This window comes from Pseudomonas sp. SWI7, from assembly GCF_006351945.1.
Lineage (GTDB): Bacteria > Pseudomonadota > Gammaproteobacteria > Pseudomonadales > Pseudomonadaceae > Aquipseudomonas > Aquipseudomonas fulva.
In genome coordinates this window covers 958877-974915 of the sequence record NZ_CP040930.1, presented here as the reverse complement: position 1 = coordinate 974915, position 16039 = coordinate 958877, and the positions used below count along the sequence as shown (strand labels likewise).

Here is a 16039-nt window from a genome sequence, read left to right as displayed (position 1 = left end):
TCAGGCCTCCGTGCCTGCGTGCTTGAATGCCGAAAACGGTACCGGGTCTACCGGGAATCGCGGCCGCAACCAGCCTACGTCAGCACGCCCCGTCGCGGCGCGCAGGCGATCGCTGCAATAGCCCACGCACATGCGTCCCTGGCAGTCCCCCATGCTCACCCGCGTGCGCATCTTCAGCCCGGCCATATCCTGAACCCCCTGCTCCAATGCCAGGTCGATGGCCTCGCGCGTCACCTGCTCACAGCGGCAAATCACCGTGTCAGCCTGTGGCAGCTCGACCTGTGCTGGCCCCCGCGCGGTATAGCGCTCGACGCCAGAGCGAAAACGCTTGATGCTTGCCAACTGGCCCAGGTAACGCTCGCGCCGTTCAATGGCCTGCGCAGCGTTCAGCACGCCACGCTGCTGCAGAATTGACACAGCCGCGATGCGTCCGGTCAGCATTGCTGCCTCCCCTCCGCGTATGCCGGCCATGTCGCCTGCCAGGTGAATATGCTCCAGGCTGCTTTGCTGCCATACGTTGCACTCGGCGCGCAGGTAGCCATCGGTGCTGTAACCATGGGCAAGCCCTAATTGCTGGCTAAGCTGCGTACGCGGGATGAAGCCGTAGCCTACCGCCAGCGTCTGCACCGACTCGCGACGCCCATGGGTCATGTCCGCTTTCCAGGCATCGTCGTAGGGCGCCACGCTGACTTCGGTCAACTCACCTTCGCCCCGCGCCTCGACCACGCCCCAGCCATAGTGCATGGGAATGCCGTGCAGCTTCAGGTAGGCCAGCATGCTCAGGCCGTCGAGGAACAACTGGGGCTTGTTCATCAGCGCCAGGCTCTGGCGTGCGATACGGTTGAACGCACAGGCCTCGTACACCCCCGCCACCTTGGCACCGGCGGCGTGCAACTGACAGGCAACCAACGGCAGTAACGGGCCTGTGCCAGCGATCAGGGTCGTACCCAATGGCTTGACCACGTTACTTTTGATCTGCAACTGCAACCCGCCGAGCAGCATGACGCCCGGCAGGGTCCAGCCCGGGAACGGCACATTGCGCTCATGGCAACCGGCTGCCAGGATCAGTTGCTCGAAGGCCAGCGACTGCAACTGTTCCTGCTCGTCGAGTACTACCAGGCTATGGTCATCACCGCCCACGACACGGCTATTGAGCCGCAGGTCGATAGACTGCGCACGGGCGGCGAAGTCGGTGTGCAGTTTACCCAGAGCCTTGCTGTAGCGAGCGCCCAGGTAGCCCAGGTCGACACCTGCGCGCAGCGGGCCACGATAGACCACCCCGCCGGGGCGCGATGCCTCGTCGATCAGCATGCAGCGCACGCCCGCGTCCACCAACTCGATGGCGGCAGCCATCCCCGCCGAACCCCCTCCGACAATGACTGGATGCCCGCTCATACCCGCGCCTCCCCGACAATCGGATTGACTTGGGTTTCGACGCGCATGCCGGCCCGCACCAGCGTCTGACAGGCGCGCCGCTTGGGGCGTCCATCGATAGCGACCAGGCAGCAATGGCATACGCCCATGCCGCAGAAAGCGCCGCTGACCTGGCCATGGTCGTTGAGGGCGAGCTGACGCACGCCCACGGCGTTGAGCACACTTAGAACAGTTTCGCCCGGGGCGGCAGTCACGGCCGTGCCGTTGATGGACAGGGGGATTTGTTCAGCCGGGAGTGGCTGTATATCGAGGGTTCGTTCCATGAAATGTCGTCTGCCTTCCGTGATTGAAAGACAGACAGACTACGGGAGGCGTCAGGCCAGAAAATTGACCTGAGACGGGGTTTTAAAGCTTTTTTACAGCCCTTTTTGAGCGCTGCAAGCAAGCCCTCTACCTGGTGAAGAACGTTTGTAAGCGAAGCCGCCTATTGCCGCTGCAATCAACGCTTCGCAGCCCCGACACTTCACATGCCGTCAGAGGAATCGCTCCACATCCCTGCCGAACACCTGCCGATAACCCTTGCAAAACGCCTCCCACTCGGCCGTTGCCCAGTCAGACCTGCGCTTGACCTGTCGTAGGTCGTGGCGGCTGGCTTTCATTGCGGTCAGCCGCTGCCTGGCTTTCTCGAAATCCAGCAACGCGATCTTGATGCCCGACTCGTCGAAGGCGACGAACACATGCTTCAAGTACAGGCAACCATGCTGCCAGCGGCCAAGGTTCAGCGTGGCCAGTGCACGCCCATACGCTTCAAGAATGTCGTGGTGTAGCTTGGGCTCGATGGTCTTGTCCAGGCCTTGGAGGTAAAAGTCTTCAAGCGATACATAACCGTCCAGCGCTGCCGTGACCATCACCGCACGCCACTCACCGTCCTGCTTGTGGACGTCGCTGTGCAGCAGCAATGGCGTAGCGACGCCCAGCGCGGCAGCGGCACGCAGCGCCTTGGCCTCACGGGCCACTGTCGGATAGCCGAACGGGTGCACAAGGCTACGGTAGATATGGCCGACCTGCTGCTTCTTGTAGAACGTGAAGCCGTCGAGCTCGACCTTCAATACACCGCTCTCACCGCCCCTGCGGATATTCGGCGGCTCTACCCACACCCCAGGAGCACTCAGAATGGCCTGCACCGGCGGGTGAGAGGCCTCATGGCCAGACGCGCTAACGTGTTTCATTAAAACCTGCTGAATATTGAGCCACACTGCGGCAAGGGGCGAAATATATCAGCCAAATCTGAAAGAAAGCGATTATTGCGACACGGCGTTGATCGTTTTTTACAGGGATGAACAGACAAAACTGCGGGCACAATCGCCATTGTCTGACAATCCTGCAACCGCCAAGCCTCCGTCGCGCCCGCTCGTCAGCGTCAAGCCGCTTCGCACTCAACCCCTGATGGTCCATAGTTGATCGATTCGGGTGGTGTAGGACTGGCTCATCATCTCCCGTTTCATGCCCCATTCCGGCGCGGCTGGCACGCTGGCTGCACGGACCGTCCCCCTGCCCCAACGCTCATTGATGCTGTCCAGTACTTCCATGAGACGATCACAGGCCGCCGATTGCCTTGAGGCGAACAAGTCCCCCGAAAAATCACCCGGTTGACGCAGGTCCATCAGCAACACCTCCGCCTTGCTGTAACGAAGCCCCGGCCGGAAGATCCGCTCTACGGCATCGGTAGCCAGCTGGGTCATCAGCAACGTGTCGCAGGTCGGATAGGGAAGCTCCACCCATGCGCCTTGAGCATGGTGCACTTCGTTCGGGTTGAACATGCCCGTGCGGATGCTCACCCGCATGCGCTTGCACACCGATCCCTGGGCCCTGAGCTTTTCGGCGGCACGGCCGACGTACGTGGCCACTGCCTGCTTGATCGGCGCCAACTCGCTCAGGCGCGTGCCGAACATTCGGCTGCTGCAGATTTCCTGCTTGGGCGGTTCGACATCGTCCAGCTCCAGGCAAGGCGTGCCTGCCAGTTCCCTGGCCGTCTTTTCCACCACCACGTTGAAGCGTTGCCGTAACGTCCAGGCATCGGCGCGGGCCAAGTCCATCGCCGTTCGAATGCCCATGGCCTCCAGGTGCGCCGTCATCTTGCGCCCAATACCCCACACCTCCTTGACCGCAGTATTGCGTAGCACCCAATCCCGTTTTACCGGGTCGGTGATGTCCACAACGCCGCCAGTGTGGCTCTGCAGTCGCTTGGCAGTGTGGTTGGCCAGCTTGGCCAAGGTCTTGGTACGTGCGATACCTACACCGACAGGGATGCCGGTGCACTGGGCAATGCGCAAGCGCAGCCGGTGCCCGAACAACGTCAAGTCCTGGGTCATGCCCGTGAGCTCAGCGAAACATTCGTCGATGCTGTAGACCTCGGTGGCAGGCACCATCGCTTCGATCAGCGTCATCACCCGCTCGCTCATGTCGCCATACAGCGCGTAATTGCTACTGAATGCCACCACACCGTGCCGACGGAGTTTTTCCCGCGCCTGAAAATAAGGCTCGCCCATTTTCACGAATGGCTTGGCGTCATAGGACCGGGCAATGACACAACCGTCGTTGTTGCTCAGCACCACGATCGGCGTCTTCGCCAGATCAGGCCGAAATACGCGCTCACAGCTGGCGTAGAACGCGTTGCAGTCGATCAGCGCAAATATTGGCTCACTGCGCATGATCGCGGACGCTATAGCGCACCACGCCCCAAATGAGCAGATCATCACCCTCCATGACATAGCGCGGGGGGTAGGCTCGGTTCTCGGACTTCAAGATCACCACACCGTCACGTCGGTGCAGGCGCTTGCAAACGGGCTCACTGTTGATGGCCGCAATCACGATATCCCCGTGCTCGGCTTCGCGCCCCCGGTCCACCACCACGATATCGCCCGAATAGATGCCAGCGCCTTGCATGCTGTCACCCTCCACTTTCACCAGATACACATGCGGTGCGCGGATGTCGAATAACTCATCGAGGGATATGTAGCCCTCAAGATGATCCGCGGCAGGCGACGGAAAACCGGCCGGAACGTAATACGAATAAATCGGAAGTGGTTCAGAGCTGCCACGTGGCGCGCCCAGGAAGGTGATGGTCATGAGAGAAAGTCCAATGCAAACTGTATGCATATACAGTTAATCTGGCATCGGCGGACGGGTCAATCCTGAACGTGTGAATTTCTGACGGACGAGAGGTGAATACATGTGCGGACGCTACTCGATCTACGAGTCGATGGATCACTACTTGCGACAGCTGGCGCTGGACTTGGTGGTGATCAACGGCTACGACCATGAACCGGTTGATCGCTATAACGTGGCGCCTTCTACCCGCGTCGAAGTTATACGCCAGGCTGAGGCAGGTCTGCACGTAGACAAAGTGAAGTGGGGATGGTCGCCTCGCTGGGCCAAAGGCAAGCGACTCGACCCTATCAATGCCCGGGCCGAAACCGTAGCCACTGGCAAGTTTTTCAAGGGTCTGTGGCCACATGCAAGAGCGCTCGCCCCTGCCAATGGCTGGTTCGAATGGCTGCCAGATGCGCAAGATCCCAAGCGCAAACAACCCTACTACATCACCAGCGCCGACGGTGCACCGCTCTACTTTGCCGCGCTTGCCGAAGTTCACCAGAACCTTGAACCAGACGCGCACGATGGTTTCGTGATCATCACGGCCGCCGCTGATCAAGGCTTGATCGATATTCATGACCGAAAGCCCCTGGTGTTGGCGCCGCACCTTGCCAGGGAGTGGCTGGACCCCGCCACTTCAACGCAGCGAGCCGAGGCGATCGTGGCGACAGGCTGCCGTCCGGCCACTGACTTCCGCTGGTATCCGGTCGACAAGGCCGTTGGCAATGTTCGCAACCAGGGTGCGCAACTGATAATGCCGATTGCCGAACAGAGCAGGCAAGGTGATCTCGAATTCTGAAAAGGGCGTTATGCGTGGATGTGCCAGCCAAAACACTCAGCTGGCGTGATAGTCTGCGCACCCGCTGGCTGGCTAGCAGACAACTTGGACGCACCTTGAAATAGACCGACGAAGGATTCCGTCATGGACAGAAAACGCGCCCTCCTCCTCCCGCTTGTTGGGTTGATCACCCCGCTGGCAGGCTGCACCGAAGAGAAAGTGCCCGAGCCAACGGCAGACAATTGTGGCCCGCAACTGTACGGAAAAAACCTTGCCAGCTTGTCAAAGGATGCAAACCGCAATGTGTTCATCGCGAACTGCGAAAGTTTCCTGGCGGCGAAGAAAATGACGGAATGGAAGTTCGAGAAAAGCCCCAAGGGCAAGTACTGAGCGGCTGGCCGAGGTGATTGCCAATCCGATGATCTAGCCGCAGGGTCGTCAAGCTTGCCGAGCAGGAACACCGCCTTTACAGGCGGCGTTTTCAAGCAGACTCAGGGCGCTCAGTCCTTCGCGTACGAGCACGCCTTTAGCAGAAGCGGTGACTGCACTGGGTCATTTCTTGGAAAGGTGAGCCAAGGTTTACCGAGCACGCGCCCCCGCCTTATCGGCCACCACCGATCATTCACGAGCCGGATCGAATTGTTTCTCACGGATGCACAGCAGCGGGATCATGCCGCAAAGGAAATAAGCAGCGCCAACGATCAGGAAACCGACACCGATCGAGCCCTGGCTGGCGAAGAAGCCAATGGCAGCCGGTGACACCGCAGCACCGATACGCCCGATATTGTAGGCACCGCCAACCGCAGAGCCACGGAACTTGGCCTCGAAGCTTTCCGTCATGTACGTGGCGTTGACGCTGTAAGGCACGCCATAGAGGAAGCCGAAGACGATCAACAGCCACAGAATGTTTTCCGGCTGGTTGAACAGCACGATGATCGGCAGGAACAGCGCCGTCCCCAGGCAACCCGCGGCAAACACTTTGCGCCGCCCGAACTTGTCCGCCGCCATGCCGGCGATGACCTTGCCAAGGATCGAAGCGGTGTAGGTGCCGACCAGGAACGTGGTCATCTGCTTGAACGCCATGCCCAACTCGGTCTCCAGGTAGCTGGGCATCCAGTTGTTGACGCCATAGTTACCAAACTGCAAGAAGCCTGCAGTCAGCGACCAGAGAACGAACATCTTCGCGGCATTGGGGTTGGCGAAGATCTGTTTGTACTTGCCGCCCTCCACACGCTCACGCGCCTTGCGCTCTGCACGATCGGCACTCTGCAAGCGGGTCCAGGTCGAAGGTTCCGGCACCATCTTGTGCATCAGCAGGGCAAGAATCACCGGTGTGACGCCCACGAAGAACAACGTGCGCCAGCCGTAGCTTGGCAGTATCCAGGCAGCGAGCAGCGTTGCAACGATATACCCGACCGACCAGCCCGCTTGCAGGCTGCCAAGGACGGTATTTCGGAACCGGGTAGGTACGTACTCGGCCATGAGTGTATTACATGCAACGTACACCGAACCAAGGCCTAGGGCCGAGACAAAGCGGATGATCGCAAACTGTACATAGTTCTCGGTAAAGCCCAATAGCCCCGTACCGAGGCTGAACAGCAGCACACTGAGCACCACGGTGCGCACCCGCCCAAGGCGGTCGGTTGCCCAGCCACCGTAAATGCCCCCAACAGCCATGCCGGCCAGGGTGCAGCTGCCGAGCATGCCTGCCTGCAGGCCAGTCAGGCCGAATTCCGTTTTGAGCGTGGCCAGGCTATAGGCCAGGATCATGACATCGGCGCCATCGATGACCATCGTCAGGAAGCAAAACACGAAGGCTGTGATCCAGGTCCGCTCGGTGGACGCGGCGATGACCCCGGCGGGGTTAGGGTTGTGCATGTTTTATCCTTATTATGGCGGGTTACGACGTGCCTGTTCCGGCACTACACGGCGCTGCAGTAACAGCGCAGGCGGCGGGCACAGCCCACCGTCAAAGGCCGTCACAACCTGCGGTAAAAGCTATGTTCACGCAAACGAAAAAATATCGGGCCTGCATTCCCGGTAGGAATGGCCTGATTTGCAAGGTACAAGCCGCTGTGACTGCCGACTCAGCATGCCGTGGCACTGCCGGTGCACGTACCAGACGCCACGCATGCGAAAAAGTCAGGCAGCGATTCGGTTAATTCGTTTGCCAGGGCGGCGCGTCACCGTGATCAATGCAGGCCTCGAATTTTCCAGGAGGCTCACCATGGACCCGGTCCGTTTCATGCACCCCGATGCAATCCGTGCGCTTTTCAGTACCGCCCTGTCAGCGATGTACAAGCAGGAGGTACCGCTCTATGGCGATTTGTTGGACTTGGTCGCCGAAGTCAATGCCCAGACCCTGGCCGCTCAGCCTGCATTGGCAGAACGACTGCGTAGCAGCGGTGACGAGCAGCGCCTGAGCGTGGAACGCCATGGCGCGATCCGTGTTGGAACGGCCGAGGAGCTGCAAGGCTTGCGCCGACTGTTTGCAGTCATGGGCATGTCGCCAGTTGGCTACTACGACCTGAGCATCGCCGCCGTGCCAGTACATGCCACCGCATTCCGACCTATCGAGGCAGCGTCGCTGCGCGCCAATCCGTTCAGGGTGTTCACCTCGCTGTTGCGGCTCGAATTGATCGAAGACCCACAACTGCGTGAACAGGCCTGCCAGTTGCTGAGCGAGCGGACCATTTTCACCCCTGGCGTAATGGCGCTCATCGACCGCCACGAATGTGACGGCGGACTTACCGATACGGACGCTCAAGCGTTCGTCCAGGAGGCGCTGGAAACCTTTCGCTGGCACCAGAGCGCGACGGTCAGTGCCCAGCAATACCGCGCCCTGCATGACCAGCATCGCCTGATCGCTGACGTGGTGGCGTTTCGTGGGCCGCACATCAACCACCTCACGCCCCGCACTCTCGACATCGACCGCGCTCAGGCCCAGATGCGTTCGCGCGGCATGACCCCCAAGGCAGTCATCGAAGGGCCACCGCCGCGCCAGTGCCCAATCCTGTTGCGCCAGACAAGCTTCAAGGCCCTGCAGGAAGCGGTGACCTTTGCTGGTGGTGATGGGGCACCGGGGCATCACACGGCTCGTTTCGGAGAAATCGAGCAGCGCGGCGCGGCGCTGACACCTGCGGGCAAAGCACTGTATGACCGGCTGTTGAGCCAGGCCAGGCAAGCGCTGGGCGCAGCACCATCGGCGGACAATGCCGAGCAGTATGCGCACCTACTCAAAACGGCATTCAGCGCGTTTCCTGACGACTACGCCTCGCTGCGCACGCACAAGCTCGCTTACTTCAATTATTTCGTGAGGGATGCGGCTAAAGCGCGTGGGACGGATCTCGAAACGCTGATCGAACAAGGCGCGGTCGGTTTCGAGCCACTGGTGTATGAGGACTTCCTGCCTGTGAGCGCTGCCGGGATCTTTCAGTCCAACCTCGGCGACAACACCAAGGCCGACGCCATGACGCAAGGCAACCAGCAGCAGTTGGAGGCAGCGTTGGGCGCTCGCGTGATCGACGAGACGACCCTGTACGCCCAGGCCCAGGCGCAATCCATCGCGTCCTGCTTGCGCGCGCTTGAAATCCAGGCAACCAGCGCATAGATTGGCCGACCGCCCAGCCGCCCAGGCCCAGGCGGCTCGTCCGGCCTGCCTGGCCATAGTCTTAGGTGATGCCTGCAAGCCATGCACAAGAAATTGCTTCCGTCCATGATGTCGCTGCAGTGCTTTGAGTCCACTGCCCGTCATGCCAGCTTCACCCTCGCTGCCCGTGAACTGAGCCTGACGCAAAGCGCCGTCAGTAAGCAGGTCGCTCAACTTGAGCAAATGTTGCAGCGTCGGCTGTTCAATCGGTTGCGTGGCGGCTTGCAACTGACCGCCGTGGGCGAGCTGTACCTGAGCGAAGTTGGCAAGATCCTGAGCCAAACGGACATCTCGACGCGCTTCATCCTAACGTTCGATGGCCAGGCAGAAACCTTGAGAATCGCGACCCAACCGACATTCGGCTCGCGCTGGCTGATTCCTCGGCTGCCGGCATTCAGCGCAGCGTATCCGCACGTGCGGCTAAGCGTGCGCAATGAACTGGAGCCGTTCGACCTGTTACAGGCCAAGGCGGACGTTGCATTCTTCTATGGGCGTGGCACCTGGCCCGGCGCCCAGTGCGTCGAGCTGTTTCGCGAAGACGTCGTGCCCGTGTGCGCTCCTGCCCTGCTGCTGCACCGGCCGCTGAAGGCTATCGATGACATTCACAGCCATACGCTCTTGCAGTGCGTTTCGCGACCCGAGGCGTGGCATGACTGGCTGGGTGCTCAGGCGATGACATCCAGAAACAGCTACAGAGGCCCGCAGTTCGACACCTTCGACCTGTGCATTCGCGCAGCGATCGCAGGGTTGGGTGTGGCCTTGGTACCCAGGTTCATGGTGACAGAAGAACTGCAGCGCGGCGCCTTGCTGATTCCCCTGCACTACTATGCACCCAGCCCGGATGCTCACTACGTGGCCTATGCGACCCAGAGCCACGATTCACCGAAGATCCGCAACTTCGTGGACTGGGTGTGCGAGCAGACGTCTTGAGCGGACCTGCGTCCGCGCCTCATGCACCCGCATGAGCGGGAGCTACCACTTGTCCGCCATGTAAAACATGCCGCCACCCAGCGCGGTCAGGAACAGCCCGCCCAGCACGTCTGTCAGCAAGGCCTCGCCATGAATGTACGCTTCGATTTGAGTGGCAAGAAACAAGACGGCCAATACCAGAACCACGGCCGATACGCGGCGCTGAATCTTGAACCTGGATTTTTCGGGGCCGATCCACCACATGCGCATTTTCCTTGAGCGGGTTGAGTATTGAACCTTAGCTACATCACCAGCCGTTGACCAACGACCAGGTGTGAGCGCCGCTGGCCAGTGTCTTGGCTCGGAAGGTAAACGCACTGCGCCAGCGTAGTATCACAAGGTCGTCATAAGGTAAGCCGCGAAGCCCTTGGCGACGCGCCAAGGCTTCAAGGCGGACAGGTGGTCGAACACTCGGCTCGAGTTGCCTGCCAGCCCTGCAAGCACAAGGTAAACAACCCACTTTCGCAGCGCCCTTGAGATTTTTCTTTTCATGACTCGAAACAAAGGGTGCGCCTCGGGAAAATCCTACCGCTTGAAGCGAAAAAGCCCAAGATCCAGTGCGCAGTTGATCCAAACCGCGCCAGCATTGACCAGCTCCCTTTGGCTGCTGAGCACTGGAGAAAATCGCGGGCATTAAAAAAGCCCCGCAACCCAAAGGGCTGCGGGGCTTTCGAATGGTGGAGGCCGAGGTCGGAATCGAACCGGCGTAGACGGATTTGCAATCCGGAGCATAACCACTTTGCTACTCGGCCTCAAAGTCAGGATCTAGCGGCTTACACCTCGCTATCTCCCCGAAACACTGCGCCTTTAAAGCGTGCTGCGTTTCGATGGGCGCCATTATGTCTACATTCACGTAACCGTGCAACCCCCTGAACGAAAAAAAATTTCAGCAGGTTCAAGGTGTTAGCGCAGACGGCCAAGTTTGCTCCACAACCCTACCAGCGTATTCTCCACGGTGCCGCTGGCCGCCATGCCAATGCGCTCCTGCAGGCTCTTGCGCTCTGCGAAGTGCAGGTGGAACAGGTTGGCACTGCGCGCGCGTTCGCTGAGGTATTCATCGCTGGTCTGCAACGTGTCCACCAGCTTGCGGTTCAGGGCTGCAATGCCCAGCCACACTTCACCGGTGGCCACTTCATCGATGTGCAGCTGGGGGCGGTAGCGGGCGACGAAGTCCTTGAACAGTTGATGCGTGACATCCAGGTCTTCCTGGAACTTTTCCCTGCCCTTTTCGGTGTTTTCACCCAGCACGGTAAGGGTGCGCTTGTACTCACCGGCAGTCAGCATCTCGACATCGATGTCGTGCTTCTTCAACAGGCGATTGATGTTGGGCAACTGTGCCACGACGCCGATGGAGCCGAGCACCGCAAAGGGTGCGCTGATGATCTTCTCGCCGATGCAGGCCATCATGTAGCCGCCGCTTGCAGCCACCTTGTCGATGCATACCGTCAAGGGGATGCCGGCCTGGCGAATGCGGGCCAGCTGGGAGGCAGCCAGGCCATAGCTGTGCACCAGCCCGCCCCCGCTTTCCAGACGCAGTACCACCTCGTCTTGAGGGGTGGCGAGGGTGAGCAGTGCGGTGATTTCGTTGCGCAGGCTTTCGGTTGCAGATGCCTTGATGTCGCCATCGAAATCGAGCACGAAGACCCTGGCTTTTTCGTCCGCCTTGACCTTGCGGGTTTTCTTCTCGGCCTTGGCCTGCTGCTTGCGTAACGCCTTGAGCTGAGCCTTGTCGAACAGGCCTGATTCCAGCCGCTCGCGCAGGTCCTTGTAGAACGCGTTCAAGCGGGTAACCTGCAATTGCCCACCCGGTTTGCGCCGCCCTTTACCGCGCAAGCCGGCAATGGCCGACAGCACGATGAGAACAGCGATGACCAGGGTGGCGGTTTTGGCGAGAAAGCTTGCGTACTCGGCAAGAAACTCCACGGTGACTCCTTCGATAGCTGCGCCAGAAGGCGCGTGAATGGTACAAGCATACCGGTGCACCCCAGGCGCTGCCAGGGGATGTAAACGCTGGCAACACCTTTCAAACGACCTTTTCAAACGCTTGTATGTTTTTTCGTTGACAGCGCTGTGCACCGCACCCTAACCTCGGCAGCAACCTTCAACAGCGGAAGCGTTCGTGGGCAACCTCTACCTGATTCGACATGGCCAAGCCTCCTTCGGCGCACAGGACTACGACGTGCTGTCGCCCGTTGGCGTGCGCCAGAGCCAGGCGCTAGGTGAGCACCTTGCCCAGCTAGGGATACGGCTGGAGCGGTGTGTGGCGGGCGATCTGCGCCGCCAGCAAGACACTGCCCGCCTGGCCCTTCAAGCGATGCAGGCCAGTGGCAACGCCGTGCCGGCTGTTGAGACCGACGCTGCATTCAATGAGTTCGACGCCGATGGGGTGATTCGCGCGCTGTTGCCTGGCTTGTCGATAGACGAGCCCAACGCGCCAGAAATCCTGAGCAACGTCACGCATCACCGCAGCGAATTTCAGCGCCTGTTCGCACTCATGGTGCAGCGCTGGCACGCAGGCACCCATGGCAGCGACGAACTGGAAACCTGGGAAGCGTTCACTGCCCGCGTGCGCGAAGGGCTGAACCGCGTGCTGGACAACGCAGGCAATGGCGACAACATTGCCATTTTCACCTCCGGTGGCACCATTGCCGCCTTGCTGCACCTGGTTTCAGGCATTACCCCGGACCAGGCATTTGCCTTGAACTGGCAAATAATCAACACGTCGCTGAGCCAATTGAAGTTCAAAGGCCGCGACGTGGCATTGGCTTCTTTCAACAGTCAAGCCCATGTGCAACTGTTGAGGACGCCGGCGCTCATCACCTATCGGTGAGCCCGGCCTGTTGTGTCCCTGCGGGGACGTGAAAATCACTCTATAAGGAATGCGCCATGACCTCCGTAGCTGATGCCGTCAAAAAGATGCAAGAGAAATTCAACCCATCCGCTGCCCAAGGCCTGGACCTGGTATTCGGCTTCAACATTACCGATGAAGACAAGCACTACGCCCTGATCGTCAAGGACGGCACCTGCCAACTGCAGGAAGGCGAGAACCCGGACGCCAACTGCACGTTGGTGATGGACAGCGAAACGCTCAAGGGCATCGTCAGCGGCGAAACCGACGGCATGCAGGCCTTCATGGGTGGCAAGCTGCGCGTGGAAGGCGACATGATGCTGTCGATGAAGCTCAGCGAACTGTTCCCGTCCTGAGCAGCATCCCTGGATGACCCTGAACCGAAGCCCACAAGGCTTCGGTTTTTTTTGGTCCGGCGTTTGTCGGCACGGCAAGCATCAAGGGCATTGATCGACCAGCAACACCCCGGCCAATGGCGACCTGGGACGCTTGTCCCAACCAAGCGCAAGCATTAGATTGCAAAATAGTCCGCGTGATCGAGAATAAGGAAAACCCATGACGCTCACCGACGAGTCTACGCAAGTACGTTCCGGCGAAGAGCTTGACCTGGCAGCCATCGACGGCTATCTCAAGGCGCACATTGACGGCCTGGCCGGCGCGCCCGCCGTCAGCCAGTTCCCGGGTGGCGCGTCCAACCTCACTTACCTGGTCAAATACGCCGATCGAGAATTGGTCTTGCGCCGACCGCCGTTCGGGCAGAAAGCCAAGTCGGCGCACGACATGGGCCGTGAGTTTCGCATTCTCAACCAGCTCAACAATGGGTTCCCCTACTGTCCCAAGGCTTATGCGTACTGCACCGATACCCGCCTGATCGGCAGTGAGTTCTACGTCATGGAGCGCGTCAAAGGGATCATCCTGCGCTCGGACATTCCCGCGGCACTGAACCTTGACGCTGCACGCACAACGGCCTTGTGCAAAAGCTTCATCGACCGCTTGGTGGACTTGCACCGTGTGGACTACAACGCCTGCGGCTTGAGCGACCTGGGTAAGCCCGACGGTTACGTGCAGCGCCAGATAGAAGGATGGGCCAGCCGTTACGACAAGGCCATGACCCCCGACGCCCCGCGCTGGGAGCAGGTCAAGACCTGGTTGCGTGAGAAGATGCCTGCCGACCACGCCACACCTGCCATCGTGCATAACGACTATCGGTTCGACAATGTCATCCTGGATGCCGACAACCCGATGTGCATCATTGGCGTACTGGACTGGGAAATGGCCACGCTGGGCGATCCTTTGATGGACCTGGGCAACAGCCTGGCGTACTGGATTCAGGCAGACGACCCGGCGCCAGTACAACTGATGCGCCGCCAGCCGAGCAACGCTGCGGGCATGCTTACCCGGCGCCAGTTCGTGGACTATTACGCCGAGCGTGCAGGCATCGACCTGGACAACTTCGATTTCTACTACTGTTACGGCCTGTTCCGTCTGGCCGGCATCGTCCAGCAGATCTACTTCCGTTATTTTCACGGCCAGACTCAGGACAAGCGCTTCGCCCAGTTCATTCACATGAACCGGCTGCTGGAGCAGATGACCTTGCAGGTCATTGCCAAGTCGAGCCTCTGATCACCAACGCACCTTACGACCACAAGGGACCAGCAGCATGCCGCAGACCCACCTGTTCGACCTTCAGGGCAAGATCGCCTTCGTTTCCGGGGCCAGCCGAGGCATTGGCGAGGCGATTGCACACGTGCTGGCGCAGCAAGGCGCACATGTGATCGTCTCCAGTCGCAAACTCGAGGGCTGCCAACACGTGGCCGATGCCATCATCGCGGGCGGCGGCAAGGCCACGGCAGTGGCGTGCCACATCGGCGAGCTGGAGCAGATCCAGCAGGTATTCGCCGGCATACGCGAGCAGTTCGGGCGCCTGGACATCCTAGTGAACAATGCCGCGACCAACCCACAGTTTTGCAATGTGCTGGACACAGATCCAGCGGCGTTCCAGAAAACCGTGGATGTGAACATTCGCGGCTATTTCTTCATGTCGGTGGAAGCAGGCAAGCTGATGCGCGAACATGGCGCCGGCAGCATCATCAACGTGGCGTCGATCAATGGCGTATCGCCTGGCCTGTTCCAGGGCATCTACTCGGTGACCAAGGCGGCAGTGATCAACATGACCAAGGTGTTTGCCAAGGAGTGTGCGCAGTTCGGGATTCGCTGCAACGCCTTGTTGCCGGGCCTGACCGACACCAAGTTTGCATCGGCATTGGTCAAGAACGAGGCTATCCTCAATACCGCGCTACAGCAGATCCCGCTCAAGCGCGTGGCAGACCCCAAGGAAATGGCCGGGGCTGTGCTGTACCTGGCAAGCGACGCCTCCAGTTATACAACCGGGGCGGCGCTCAACGTCGACGGTGGCTACCTGTCCTGATCAGGTTTTGACGGCTGTCAGGGTATAACTCAGCGGCAGGCGAGCGGGTTGCTCGCGCAACCGCCACTCCCCGTCCGGGCCTTTGTCCATTTGCCCCGGCAGTGCCTCCCACGGCACGCTTTGGTGTTCTACCAGCGCTGTCAGCTGCAACCCGTTGGCCATCAACGCGGTGATCAGCTCGCCCAACCCGTGGTTCCACTCGTGGGTCTGGGTGTTGGCCAATCGCTGCGAGGTGGCCACATAGGTCTCGTCGCTCTGCCATACGGTTGGCTGCTCGCATTCGAAATACGGATAGTCGAGCTGCAGGCGGTCCTGATGGCCTTCATTGACCGCCCACAGCATTGGGTGCCCCTCGCGCAAGAAAAGCCGGCCACCGGGTTTGAGCAGGGCTGCCACGGTGTGTGCCCACGGCGCAATGCGCGGCAGCCAACACAGGGCGCCGATGCCGGTATAGACCAGATCGAACGTGCCTGCCGGTAACACCTGGGCTGCGGCGTACACATCGGCCTGATGGTAGTCGATGGGCGTAGCGCACAGGGTTGCCAGGCGCCGGGCCTGCGCCAGGGAGGCCGGGGAGAAGTCCAGGCCGCACACATCGGCGCCCAGCCGGGCAAGCGAAAGCGTGTCGGTGCCGATGTGACATTGCAGGTGCACCGCCCTTTGCCCCTCGATATTGCCCAGCATCGGCAGGTCGAACTGAACAGTCTGTGAAAGGTGCGCAGGGCGTTGGACGTACTGATCGAACTGGTAGTCCTGCGAGGCTGCGTGCAGCGGTGCGCGCTCGTCCCAATTGGCTTGGTTCAGCTGTGATGAAGGGTTCACGGCGACATCCTTGATGGG

General features: G+C 60.2%; 17 protein-coding genes and 1 tRNA gene. 8 read left to right on the top strand and 10 right to left on the bottom strand.

Annotated features, from left to right (window positions below; genetic code table 11):
- The 5 genes from hcnB to FH041_RS04305 form a co-directional block, all read right to left on the bottom strand.
- Complete coding sequence (gene hcnB, locus FH041_RS04325) at window positions 1-1395, bottom strand: cyanide-forming glycine dehydrogenase subunit HcnB (RefSeq protein WP_104926319.1); 1395 nt, start codon at window positions 1393-1395, stop codon at window positions 1-3.
- A complete protein-coding gene (gene hcnA, locus FH041_RS04320; RefSeq protein WP_033695161.1) occupies window positions 1392-1697 on the bottom strand; it encodes a cyanide-forming glycine dehydrogenase subunit HcnA in 306 nt (101 codons plus the stop codon). Before hcnA ends, hcnB begins: the two co-directional genes overlap by 4 nt.
- Before the next feature lie 210 nt (window positions 1698-1907).
- A complete protein-coding gene (locus tag FH041_RS04315) occupies window positions 1908-2603 on the bottom strand; it encodes a lipopolysaccharide kinase InaA family protein (protein WP_080992834.1) in 696 nt (231 codons plus the stop codon).
- A gap of 207 nt (window positions 2604-2810) precedes the next feature.
- Entirely contained in the window at window positions 2811-4085 is a 1275-nt protein-coding gene (gene umuC / locus FH041_RS04310) for a translesion error-prone DNA polymerase V subunit UmuC (RefSeq protein WP_028686450.1), read from the bottom strand.
- Window positions 4075-4503 carry a LexA family transcriptional regulator gene (locus FH041_RS04305; protein WP_027916131.1) on the bottom strand — a complete coding sequence of 143 codons (429 nt, stop codon included), beginning with the start codon at window positions 4501-4503 and terminating at the stop codon, window positions 4075-4077. The genes umuC and FH041_RS04305 overlap by 11 nt, the downstream gene beginning before the upstream one ends.
- Window positions 4504-4606: 103 nt before the next feature.
- On the opposite strand from FH041_RS04305, the gene FH041_RS04300 reads away from it, so the two are divergent.
- Complete coding sequence (locus tag FH041_RS04300; RefSeq protein WP_027916132.1) at window positions 4607-5326, top strand: SOS response-associated peptidase family protein; 720 nt, start codon at window positions 4607-4609, stop codon at window positions 5324-5326.
- Between the two features lie 123 nt (window positions 5327-5449).
- Window positions 5450-5695, top strand: a complete 246-nt coding sequence (gene trbK / locus FH041_RS04295) for an entry exclusion lipoprotein TrbK (RefSeq protein ID WP_042139095.1) — start codon at window positions 5450-5452, stop codon at window positions 5693-5695.
- 228 nt (window positions 5696-5923) lie between these two features.
- Here the strand turns inward: trbK and FH041_RS04290 are convergent, their stop codons facing one another.
- A complete protein-coding gene (locus FH041_RS04290) occupies window positions 5924-7183 on the bottom strand; it encodes an MFS transporter (RefSeq protein ID WP_027916134.1) in 1260 nt (419 codons plus the stop codon).
- 349 nt (window positions 7184-7532) lie between these two features.
- On the opposite strand from FH041_RS04290, the gene FH041_RS04285 reads away from it, so the two are divergent.
- Both FH041_RS04285 and FH041_RS04280 read left to right on the top strand, forming a co-directional pair.
- The gene (locus tag FH041_RS04285) at window positions 7533-8915 is read left to right on the top strand and encodes a VOC family protein (RefSeq protein ID WP_027916135.1); all 1383 of its coding nucleotides are present in this window, start codon (window positions 7533-7535) and stop codon (window positions 8913-8915) included.
- A gap of 81 nt (window positions 8916-8996) precedes the next feature.
- Window positions 8997-9884: a LysR family transcriptional regulator gene (locus FH041_RS04280; RefSeq protein ID WP_140174217.1), complete on the top strand. Its 888-nt coding sequence runs from the start codon at window positions 8997-8999 to the stop codon at window positions 9882-9884.
- 42 nt (window positions 9885-9926) lie between these two features.
- Here the strand turns inward: FH041_RS04280 and FH041_RS04275 are convergent, their stop codons facing one another.
- The 3 genes from FH041_RS04275 to sohB all read right to left on the bottom strand — a co-directional run bounded on the left by FH041_RS04275 (window position 9927) and on the right by sohB (window position 11846).
- The gene (locus FH041_RS04275) at window positions 9927-10127 is read right to left on the bottom strand and encodes a hypothetical protein (RefSeq protein WP_027916137.1); all 201 of its coding nucleotides are present in this window, start codon (window positions 10125-10127) and stop codon (window positions 9927-9929) included.
- A gap of 474 nt (window positions 10128-10601) precedes the next feature.
- Window positions 10602-10675, bottom strand: a tRNA-Cys gene (locus FH041_RS04270).
- Window positions 10676-10826: 151 nt separating this feature from the next.
- Complete coding sequence (gene sohB / locus FH041_RS04265) at window positions 10827-11846, bottom strand: protease SohB (RefSeq protein ID WP_027916138.1); 1020 nt, start codon at window positions 11844-11846, stop codon at window positions 10827-10829.
- A gap of 196 nt (window positions 11847-12042) precedes the next feature.
- Here sohB and FH041_RS04260 point away from each other — a divergent pair, with 196 nt between their 5' ends.
- From FH041_RS04260 to FH041_RS04245, 4 genes are all read left to right on the top strand, one after another.
- The gene (locus FH041_RS04260) at window positions 12043-12753 is read left to right on the top strand and encodes a histidine phosphatase family protein (RefSeq protein WP_027916139.1); all 711 of its coding nucleotides are present in this window, start codon (window positions 12043-12045) and stop codon (window positions 12751-12753) included.
- Window positions 12754-12809: 56 nt separating this feature from the next.
- Entirely contained in the window at window positions 12810-13127 is a 318-nt protein-coding gene (locus FH041_RS04255; RefSeq protein WP_027916140.1) for an SCP2 sterol-binding domain-containing protein, read from the top strand.
- Between the two features lie 199 nt (window positions 13128-13326).
- Entirely contained in the window at window positions 13327-14394 is a 1068-nt protein-coding gene (locus FH041_RS04250; RefSeq protein WP_028686509.1) for a phosphotransferase family protein, read from the top strand.
- 37 nt (window positions 14395-14431) lie between these two features.
- Window positions 14432-15199 carry an SDR family oxidoreductase gene (locus FH041_RS04245; protein WP_059183849.1) on the top strand — a complete coding sequence of 256 codons (768 nt, stop codon included), beginning with the start codon at window positions 14432-14434 and terminating at the stop codon, window positions 15197-15199.
- Here the strand turns inward: FH041_RS04245 and FH041_RS04240 are convergent, their stop codons facing one another.
- Complete coding sequence (locus tag FH041_RS04240) at window positions 15200-16021, bottom strand: bifunctional 2-polyprenyl-6-hydroxyphenol methylase/3-demethylubiquinol 3-O-methyltransferase UbiG (protein WP_027916143.1); 822 nt, start codon at window positions 16019-16021, stop codon at window positions 15200-15202.
- Window positions 16022-16039 lie beyond the last annotated feature (18 nt).